The organism is bacterium, from assembly GCA_026398675.1.
Classification (GTDB): domain Bacteria; phylum RBG-13-66-14; class RBG-13-66-14; order RBG-13-66-14; family RBG-13-66-14; genus RBG-13-66-14.
On the sequence record JAPLSK010000101.1, the window covers coordinates 1 to 7,534 of the forward strand.

Below are 7,534 nucleotides of genomic sequence, written 5' to 3' on the forward strand. Positions count from 1 at the left end.
CGGGTGTAGACACCCGCCCCTACGTCATCGCAACGTAGCGGGGCCTGGGGGGGGTTAACAGGTGCAGCGGTCCCCTCTCCCCTCTGGGGAGAGGGTTAGGGTGAGGGGTGAAAGCGGCGGGGATAGGAATCCCCGCCCTACGGGATTTGATTGAATCGTGCGTCACCCTCGTAGGGGCCGACCTTTAGGTCGGCCCGCGGGCGGGTCTGGAGGCCCGCCCCTACGTCATCGCAGCAAGGCACGGGCCGGGGTGAGGGTTGCCGCCTATCCCCTCTCCCTTTTAGGGAGAGGGTTAGGGTGAGGGTCGGGTGTGAAAGCGGCGGGGTTAGGAAACCCCGCCCTACGGGATTTGATTGAATCGTGTGTCAACCTCGTAGGGGCCGACCTTTAGGTCGGCCCGCGGGCGGGGACGGAGCCCCGCCCCTACGTCATCGCAAACCGCTCATTACGAACCCCCTTTTCCTCCTCCAGCCCCAACGCCCGGGCGAGCCGCGTCACGCCGATTCCACCCCCGAACCGCGGGAACATCTCCAGGGCCAGGTAGGCGTCCAGCTCCCGCATCACCCTCTCCCGCCCGAAAAGCTCGAAGAGCTTCTCCGCGTACTTCCCGTGGCTGACGCCGTGGAAGTTGGCCCGCATCTCGTCGGGGTTGCAGCTCCTCTCCGCGCTGCCGATGGTCTCCATCCCGTGGAGGATGACGTCAACCTTGTTGAAGAGCCTGTCCCCGATCTCCTTCATGTTCCAGAACGGGTGCGACCGGAAGGGGAACCGGGTCAGGACGATGGGGCAACCGTACTCCCGTTCCAGCAGCTCCTCCTCCCGCGCCCCGACGGCCGCCGAGCCGTACTTCCCGCACACCTCGTCGTACTCCATGGTGCGGGGCTCGCCCATCCCCAGGTCGTGTACCAACTCCTTCTCGAGGGCCACCAGGTCGGCCACGTCCCCTTGCGCCTCGAACTCGAACATGGGGAAGACGAGGTCGTGCCTGCCCGGAATCGGGCGGGGCTCGTTGCGGTATGACGTGCTTGCGCAGAAGACGCCGGGCCACCGGGGGTGGGTCAGAAGCTCGTACTCCAGCCACATCTGCCCCGTCTGCGGCAGGGGCCAGGTCCGGCCCGCGAAGGTGAAAACGCTCACCGTGTAGGGGTCCTCGCAGGCGGCCAGGATGGACAGCCGCGACTGCACGGGGACCTCGATGAAGCCCCGCTCGACGAAAATTTTCCTCAGCCGCGTCGTGGCGTCGTGGAACCGTTTCGCGTCCTGCATCTCGTCCTTCCTTCCCTTGGGGTTTTAAAAAAAGGGGGGGAGCCCCCCGCCGGAGTGGTGAAAGCCGGGCCCGCCGAGCCCTTCCGTGACGGCGGCCTGCTCCGGCGGCCTAAAAAAAAGGGGAGAAAATCCCCTTCGAGAGCGGTTGAACCCGGGCCGGTCGAACTTTTCCCGGGAAGGCGTTTTTTACTCGTCGCCGGCAGAAGCGCCCCTTCTCGTGCCCGAATGCCGTGCGCTAAAATTTCCGTGATTCTAGCAGGGGAAATTTTCCTGTCAAGCCTTTTTTTCAAGGGCGGTCGGGTCGGCGCGTGGAAGAGCCGCCACACTCGGTACAGCGTGGCGGCTCACACGGTCTAGGTGGTCCGGCGCATCGGCCTCTGGCGGGCGCCTAGAAGAAGTAGCCGACGCCCGCGGAGAAGATGACGTTGCCCATCTCCGAGGAGGGGTCCAGGTAGATCGCCGGCTCCGTGTCGGTCTCGTTCTTCCAGAGTAGACGCTCCACGTCCACCCCGCCCTGGAGCCAGCCGCCCTCGAGGTGCAGGAAAATGTCGCCGAAGTAGAAATCCGCCGCCAGGGATCCCCCGATGCCCACCCCCTGCCATTCTATCGAGGTGCGGGTGAGGAGGTCGTTGTAGCCCTCCAGGCCGGGAACCATGTTCTGCGGCTCCTGCCCCCCACCGTAGTAGTAGAGCTGCGGGATGATCATCAAGTCTATCCAGTCGTTATAGAAGAGCGAGAAGGACGCCTGGAGCGAGAGCAGCGTGGCCGCGACGTGGAGGTCGAACTCGCTCGACATCCTCCCCGGGTCTACGTAGGGGTAGTCGAGGACGGCGTAATTGACCTGGGCGCCGAGCTTGATCCACTCCCGGATGGGGAAGAGGACCTTGAACGAGCCCCCGAAAACCTGGTGATCCAGGAATTCGTAGCTCGGTATCTCGCGGTAGTCGTACTCGGTCAGAACGACGCAGGTCATGGTGGGGAATAGGGCGACGCCGGCGGTGACCTGGATGTAGCGCTCGTTGAAGAACTCGTCCTCGGCTTGGGCGGCGGCGGCCACCAGAGTGAGCACGAGGGCGGTGACGAGGAGATGTTTCAACGGACCTCCATCCGGGGGTGTGGTGAGGTCTGATAGAGTTACGCCCCGCATTTTACCACATCTGGCCGATTCCCCCCCACGGTCAAACGTAGGGACGACCGTCCACGGTCGCCCGCATGTCCCCTCCCCCCTCCGGGGGGAGGCGCGCCTACGGGTTAGGGAGGGGGGTGCAGCGGTCCCCTCTCCCTTTCAGGGAGAGGCTCGCCTAGGGGCTAGGGTGAGGGTCGGGGGTTTGGGGGGCAAAGCGGCGGCCCGCGGTTTCCCTCTCCCTCCGGGAGAGGGACAAAGGGTGAGGGCTGCCATTGAAAAAAGCGGCGGGGACTAAAGTCCCCGCCCTACATTTAAGAGGGTCAGGGAGGGGGGCGAAGCGGTCTCCCTCTCCCCGTGGGAGCGGCGCGCCGACGGGCTAGGGTGAGGGCTGCCTTTGAAAAATGCGGCGGGGACTAAAGTCCCCGCCCTACATTTAATCGAAAGCCCTACAGGAGTTGACCGAAAATATAACCGACGAACCAACACTACAATTCGTCATCTTCCCCCAGGATTGGTCCTGGTATTATTTGTGGAGGAGGGGAAAATTTCAGCGCGACGAACCGCCGCTTCCCCACTTGCAGCACGACTCCGTGGTCCCTTTTCGGGTCCAGCTTCAGGTCTACGTCGGACACCTTTTCCCCGTTGATTTTCACCCCGCCCTGCTGGATCAGCCGCCGCGCGTCGCTGTTACTCTTGGCCATCCCCGCGTCTTTGATGACGGCGCAAATCCAGTTATTCCCGGGGGTGACGGTGAACTCCTCGACCTCATCGGGAATCTCTTTCTGGCGGAAGACGGTCTCGAAGTGCTCCTCGGCCTTGCGGGCGGCGGCGGCGCCGTGGTAGAGCGCGACTATCTCCCGCGCCAGCCGCGCCTTCGCGTCCCGAGGATTCATCCCGCCGGACGCCATCCCCTCCTCCATCCGCCGGACCTCCGACGGCTCCACATCCGTCGCCAGGGTGAAATACTTGACGATCTGCGTGTCCGGGATGCTCATCGTCTTGCCGTACATCTCCTCGGGCGGTTCGCTGATGCCGATATAGTTCCCCAGGGATTTGCTCATCTTCTCCACGCCGTCGGTCCCCACCAGAAGCGGCACGGTGATGACTATCTCCGGCTCGACCCCGGAGCGGCCCATGATGTCCCGGGTGCAGATGAAGTTGAAGAGCTGGTCGGTGCCGCCTATCTCGATGTCCGTCTCCAGCACCACCGAGTCGTAGGCCTGGGCCAGGGGGTAGAGGAACTCGTGGACCCCCACGGGCAGCCCCTCGTTGTAGCGCTGGCGGTAGTCGTTGCGCTCCAGCATCCCGGCCACGGTGTACTTGGCCGCCAGCCGGATGACGTCGCTGAAGGAGAGCTTGTCGCTCCACTCGGAGTTGAACCGGATGGTGGTCCGCTCCGGGAGGAGAATCTTGTAGACCTGCTCCTCGTAGGTCTTCGCATTGGCCAGTATCTCCTCGCGGGAGAGGGCGGGGCGGGTCTTGCTGCGGCCGGTGGGGTCGCCGATCATCCCCGTGAAGTCGCCGATGACGAAGTCCACGTGGTGGCCCATCTCCTGCATCTGGCGCAGTTTTCTCAACGGGACCGCGTGCCCGAGGTGGATGTCCGGGGCGCTGGGGTCGGCCCCAAACTTGAGCTTGAGGGGCCTGCCCTCGGAGCGCCTTTTTACGAGGCGCTTTTCCAGTTCCTCGGCGGTGATGCAATCCACCAGGCCGAAGAGGATGCGGTCCAGCTCTGGTTTGATTTCGCTCAATTGCGCGCCTTGGGGTTTCGTTTCCATAGTCGGGAGCGGTCCGGGTTTGCTGCGGACCGATTCGAAGACGGCCGGGGTTCTTCCGGGGTGATTCTATAACAACGGCGCCCCCGGCGCCACCGGGGACGGGTATGTCGTCGCCCATTAACCCGGCTCGTACCTCGCCGCGATGATGTAGGGGCGGACCTTCAGGTCCGCCCGTTTTCTTATAAGGTAGCCCTCACCCTTTATCCCTCTCCCACAGGGAGAGGGAGACCGCGGGCCGCCGTTTTAACGTTCCCGGCCTCGACTCTCACCCCAGCCCTTTCCCTAAACGTAGGGCGGGGTTTTGCCAGGGGCATAGCTCGCTTCGCTCGGTTCCTAACCCCGCCGCATAGACCCTTACCCTCACCCTGCCCTCTCCCTAAAAGGGAGAGGGGACATGCGGGCCGCCGCTTCACCCCTCTCCCCGACCCTCCCCCCAAAGGGGGGAGGGGATACATGGCAGCCCTCACCCTGGCCCGTCGGCGCGCCGCTCCCCAGAGGGGCGATGGGGGTAAATGTAGGGCGGGGACTTTAGTCCCCGCCGTCTTAACGTCCCGGAAGGGGGCGGGTCAGAGCGTGTAGAGCGAGAGGTCCTTTATCTGCCGGTTGGCGCGGCGCAGGCGACCGGCCAGCGTCTGGGCCAGCTTTATCGCCATCTCGGGGTACTTGCGTAACAGGTCCATGAACTCGTCCCGGTCCAGGTAATAGAGCTCGCAGGGGGTCATGGCGACCACGCTGGCCGAGCGGGGCCCCGAATCCAGCAGCGCCAGCTCGCCGAAGAAATTCCCCTTCCCCAGGGAGGCCAGCACCTTGGCCCGGTCGGTGTCCAGCACCTGCCGCACCTGGGCCGTGCCCTCGACGATGATGTAGAGCCGCTGACCGGTCTCGCCCTCGACGACGATCTCGTTCTCCGGCTGCACCTCGAGCCGGTGCAACAGCCCCACGATCTTTTCGAGCTGCTCCTGCTCCAGGTTGGCGAAGAGCTGAATCCGCGCCAGATCGTTGGTATCCATGGCCTCCCCCGTTCGGCGAGCCGTTCGGCAGGTTTTCTCTGCGGATTATAGAACATCGGGGCGGAGGTGAATAGGGCTCACCCCAGGCGCCAGGCGGCCAGGTCCGGGTGGTCGCGCAGGCCGGAGAGGTCCCCGTCGTAAACGACCCTCCCCCCGGCCAGGACCGCGGCGCGGTCGGCCACTTTTTCCGCGAACCCCAGGTCGTGGGTGGCGAGGAGCATGGTCTGGGGCAGCGAGACCAGGAGCAGGGCCAGGTCGCGGACCGCCGCGGGGTCGAGCATGGCCGCCGGCTCGTCCAGGGCCAGCAGGCTCGGGCGGCAGATCATCACCGCCGCCAGACAGAGGCGCCGCCTTTCGCCGTAGGACAGGCGGAACGGCGGGACGTCCGCCTTGTCCGCTAGGGCGGCCCAGTGGAGCCAGCCGTGGACCTCCTCCTCTATTTCCTCCGCCGGCCACTTCCGGCAAAGCGGCCCGTAGGCCACCTCCTCACGGCAGGAGGGGGCGAAGAGCATGTCGCCGGGGTCCTGGAACACCAGCCCGATCTTCTCCCGGACGGCCTTTTCGTTCCCCCTGGCCTCCAGCCCGTCCACTGCCAGGCGCCCGGAGTAGGGCAGCGCGGCGGGCAGGCACGAGAGAAGGGTGGACTTCCCGGCGCCGTTCCCGCCCATAAGCGCCACGCGTTCCCCGGCAGCGAGCCGGAGGTCCACGCCCGCAAGCACCGTGGGGCCCTCGGGGTAGCGGAAGCCCAGGTGTTTGATCGAGAGCGTAGAGGCGGTGGGTTCGTCAGTCAAGGTAGGTCCAGAGTGTGACGCCGAACGGCAGGATGGCGACTACCATGTAAATCCAGTCCAGGTCTCGGAGCGGGGCTCCTTTGGTGAATGTCGGCTCGCCGTCGCCGCGCAGGCACATGGCCAGCCCGAGCCTATGCCCCCGGTCCAGGCTCTTTTTGAACACGGCGCCCAGGGTCCCCCCCAGCGCCCGGCGCCGGAGGGCGCGCCCGGCGTCCGGACCCCGCAGCTCCACCGCCCGCTTCCGCCGGGCCATCTCCTCCCCCAAGAGGTGGAGCTGGAGCCAGCTCACGGCGAAGAGGCCCGATATGACGCGCGGCAGGGGAAAGCGGGCCAGGGCGATGACCGTCCCGTTGGCGCCCAGCGCGGAGACGGCGGCCCCCACCGCCAGGACGGCCACCATTCCGCGGGAGACGATGGAGGCCCACAAAAGGAGCCCCTCCCGGTAGACCGTCAGGCCGAGAAAGCTGCCGACCGGGGTTCCCGGGCCGAAGAAGGGGGTGGCGGCGGTGATGAGCGTCAGGATGCCCACGCCCCGGAGGAACCAGCGCAGGAGCCCCCGGGGTCGGGGTTTCAGGAATATCCAATTTACCAGGAGCAGCCCGGCGACGATGCCGGCGCCCGCGAGCTCGCCCGCGGGGAGTGCCGCCGCGGCAAAGGCCGTGGCTATCGCCCCGCCCAGGGCGATGTGGGGACGCGGACGCGCCGGGCCGGTTTCCAGGGTTTCGCAGGGGCTCATCGGCCCATCCCGCCTACAAAGAAAAAAGACGCGAGGCCGATTGCCGTCCCGCGCATCGAGCGTCTCCGATGCAAGCACGCAATTTTAGGCATCTCGGTATTTTTCATCTACGCGAGACCGACCCGAGCGGGGTCGGTCTTACGATGCGCAATCGCGGGCACGAAATAGCTAGGCTTTTTTCCGCGACAAGAGCTTCGCCAGGCCGAGGCCGAGGGCGAGGGTGACTGCGGCGCCGAGGATGCCGGACAGGATGGTGGAGCCGGCGGAGCCGTCGCCGCCCGCGTCGTAGTCGGGCCAGGGCGAGTCCACCAGGTGCCCGCCTTCCCCGGCGGTTTCATCCCCGCCCGCCCGCGCCACGGTCGCCTCGAGGCCGTCGGGGCAGGACGAGGCCAGGGGGCTGACCAGCGCCGCGACCAGCGCCAGGGCTCCCAGGACGATGAGGCCGATGGTGAGCCGCTTCATCGCGCCACCTCCCCTTCCGGCCGCCGCTCCAGGACTCCCGCCCCGTGCAGCACCTCCACCACCAGGGCGGTGATGACCCCCTCGCCGACGCCCACCAGGGCGTGGAATCCGACCATGAGACCGAAGACGGTCGCGGGGGGGTAGGGGGTGGAGAGGCAGATGGCGGTGGAGGTCACCGCGGAGGCGACCACGGTGGCGCCGAATCCGGCGGTGAAGGCGGCCGCCCTGCGGCGCCAGCCCGAGGGGGTTTCCCCGCCGACGAGCCGGTAGAGGGCGTACCCGACGAGGGCGCCGGTCACGCCCATGGCCAGGGTGTTGAGCCCCAGCGCCGTGACGCCGCCGTCGGCGAAGAGGAGGCACTGGAC

General features: G+C 66.4%; 8 protein-coding genes. All 8 read right to left on the reverse strand.

The features are described 5' to 3' along the window. Positions 1 to 423: 423 nt before the first annotated feature. A complete protein-coding gene (locus NTW26_02265; protein MCX7021097.1) occupies positions 424 to 1,266 on the reverse strand; it encodes a transposase in 843 nt (280 codons plus the stop codon). A 388-nt stretch (positions 1,267 to 1,654) separates the two neighbouring features. Then, positions 1,655 to 2,362, reverse strand: a complete 708-nt coding sequence (locus tag NTW26_02270; protein MCX7021098.1) for a hypothetical protein — start codon at positions 2,360 to 2,362, stop codon at positions 1,655 to 1,657. A gap of 515 nt (positions 2,363 to 2,877) precedes the next feature. Continuing rightward, a complete protein-coding gene (gene tyrS / locus NTW26_02275) occupies positions 2,878 to 4,143 on the reverse strand; it encodes a tyrosine--tRNA ligase (GenBank protein MCX7021099.1) in 1,266 nt (421 codons plus the stop codon). A 593-nt stretch (positions 4,144 to 4,736) separates the two neighbouring features. Further along, entirely contained in the window at positions 4,737 to 5,180 is a 444-nt protein-coding gene (locus NTW26_02280) for a cyclic nucleotide-binding domain-containing protein (protein MCX7021100.1), read from the reverse strand. A 77-nt stretch (positions 5,181 to 5,257) separates the two neighbouring features. Beyond that, the gene (locus NTW26_02285; GenBank protein MCX7021101.1) at positions 5,258 to 5,971 is read right to left on the reverse strand and encodes an ABC transporter ATP-binding protein; all 714 of its coding nucleotides are present in this window, start codon (positions 5,969 to 5,971) and stop codon (positions 5,258 to 5,260) included. Next, positions 5,964 to 6,707: an energy-coupling factor transporter transmembrane component T gene (locus tag NTW26_02290; protein MCX7021102.1), complete on the reverse strand. Its 744-nt coding sequence runs from the start codon at positions 6,705 to 6,707 to the stop codon at positions 5,964 to 5,966. The genes NTW26_02285 and NTW26_02290 overlap by 8 nt, the downstream gene beginning before the upstream one ends. A gap of 168 nt (positions 6,708 to 6,875) precedes the next feature. After that, positions 6,876 to 7,169 carry a PDGLE domain-containing protein gene (locus NTW26_02295; protein MCX7021103.1) on the reverse strand — a complete coding sequence of 98 codons (294 nt, stop codon included), beginning with the start codon at positions 7,167 to 7,169 and terminating at the stop codon, positions 6,876 to 6,878. After that, positions 7,166 to 7,534, reverse strand: a 369-nt coding sequence (locus tag NTW26_02300) for an energy-coupling factor ABC transporter permease (GenBank protein MCX7021104.1), incomplete at its 5' end; no start/stop codon positions are given. The genes NTW26_02300 and NTW26_02295, both read right to left, overlap by 4 nt.

What these genes read in the sequence shown, in the direction of transcription:
- NTW26_02265 (MCX7021097.1), bottom strand. Translation starts at nt 1,266, where the DNA reads ATGCAGGACGCGAAACGGTTCCACGACGCCACGACGCGGCTGAGGAAA.
- NTW26_02280 (MCX7021100.1), bottom strand. Translation starts at nt 5,180, where the DNA reads ATGGATACCAACGATCTGGCGCGGATTCAGCTCTTCGCCAACCTGGAG.
- NTW26_02290 (MCX7021102.1), bottom strand. Translation starts at nt 6,707, where the DNA reads ATGAGCCCCTGCGAAACCCTGGAAACCGGCCCGGCGCGTCCGCGTCCC.
- NTW26_02295 (MCX7021103.1), bottom strand. Translation starts at nt 7,169, where the DNA reads ATGAAGCGGCTCACCATCGGCCTCATCGTCCTGGGAGCCCTGGCGCTG.